Source organism: Micromonospora sp. AMSO12t (assembly GCF_008806585.1).
Taxonomy (GTDB): Bacteria; Actinomycetota; Actinomycetes; order Mycobacteriales; family Micromonosporaceae; genus Micromonospora; species Micromonospora reichwaldensis.
In genome coordinates this window covers 1-580 of the sequence record NZ_WAAS01000574.1, presented here as the reverse complement: position 1 = coordinate 580, position 580 = coordinate 1, and the positions used below count along the sequence as shown (strand labels likewise).

Genomic DNA, 580 nt, shown 5'->3' with positions numbered 1-580 from the left:
CGGCTCGTCGCCGACCACCTCGGTCACCGGCATCTCGGTGGTCATCCCGGGCTCGCCCCGGCGCAGGTCGACCTGCTGGAAGGCCAGCCAGTCGAGGATCGCCGGCAGGCGCCCGGTCAACGCCTGCCGGTAGGACTCCTCGCGGCGTTCGCGCTGCTCGTCGTTCCAGCTGCCGTGCTCCAGCACCTCGCGGACCGACAGCCGGCACCCCTCGGCGGTGGGGGCGACGGCACAGGCCAGCCGGCTTCGCCGGCCGCCCTCGAGGCACCGCAGCGCGATCAGCTCCGGCTCCCGCCGGTCGGTCACCTCCGCGTCGACGGCGGCGTCGAACCCGGGCAGGCCGGCGGTGAACAGCAGCAGCCGGCCGCGCGACCCGGCCATCGGCTCGACCTCGGTGAACCAGCGGGCGAGCAGAGCGCGATCCGTCAATGCGTGCCACACCCGGTCCGCCGGGTGGAACAGGTCCACCTGCACGTCGATCTCGATCACGGCGCGACTCTACGGGTATCGATCGCGGCCCGCCCCGGACGGGGGGATCCCCACGGTACGCGGCCGGCGCCGGGCGGGCCGCGATCGATAC

Annotated in this window: 1 protein-coding gene; it reads right to left on the bottom strand. The window is 74.7% G+C overall.

Annotation, left to right across the window (positions count from 1 at the left end; translation table 11 throughout):
- The coding region (locus F6X68_RS33020) for an SRPBCC domain-containing protein (RefSeq protein WP_151457877.1) at window positions 1–489 on the bottom strand (489 nt) is incomplete at its 3' end.
- Window positions 490–580 lie beyond the last annotated feature (91 nt).